Source organism: Exiguobacterium sp. s150 (genome assembly GCF_018618435.1).
Taxonomy (GTDB): Bacteria; Bacillota; Bacilli; order Exiguobacteriales; family Exiguobacteriaceae; genus Exiguobacterium; species Exiguobacterium alkaliphilum.
Map to the genome: position 1 here is coordinate 1 of NZ_JACSMC010000081.1, position 576 is coordinate 576.

At 36.1% G+C, this 576-nt stretch carries 2 protein-coding genes; both read right to left on the reverse strand.

From position 1 onward, the window contains the following. Positions 1 to 64: 64 nt before the first annotated feature. Positions 65 to 331 carry a hypothetical protein gene (locus KNP76_RS15640; RefSeq protein ID WP_214735337.1) on the reverse strand — a complete coding sequence of 89 codons (267 nt, stop codon included), beginning with the start codon at positions 329 to 331 and terminating at the stop codon, positions 65 to 67. A 56-nt stretch (positions 332 to 387) separates the two neighbouring features. Continuing rightward, on the reverse strand, positions 388 to 576 hold a 189-nt coding region (locus KNP76_RS15645), incomplete at its 5' end, for a hypothetical protein (RefSeq protein WP_214845047.1).

Consider the following 576-nt stretch of genomic DNA (forward strand, 5'->3'; position numbering starts at 1 on the left):
ATTGCGTGGAGTTTTTATTTCACGCAACGTAGAGCGAAAACAGTATTTATACGATCTTTTAAATCTAAATTTGACCAAACCAATAAATTGCTAATAAAAAGATATACAAAAGAGTGCCACCCACTAAAACAGCTTTATTATTCTTTCTATTCCATAAAAAAATCGAAAACATTAAAAATAAAGTAATAGACGAAAAAGAGAGCGCGATTACTTCGGCAATCCCACTTTTAAATAAAATCATGGAAATAAATGACACCATTCCAAGAAAGAAAAGAATAGGACCTTCATATTTCGTTAATCTCGATTCTGTTTTTCCCTTCACAATATTCATAAATAGCCATCCTTTCATAATCTCTAAAAAAATATTTTATTTTACCATTTCTCGTTTTAAAGATTTCTCGAGTCGGACACCTTCCGGTATAGTTCGATCACCTGGGGGTTTTCTTTCTCCCACGCCGTGTTCTTCAGCATCGGGATTTTGAATATCCCTTCCATCTCCGTCATCAGTTCACCCAAACGCAACTCACGCTGGCGGACCGACGGATCTCGCATGATTTCCTCGTATCTCGATTCGAA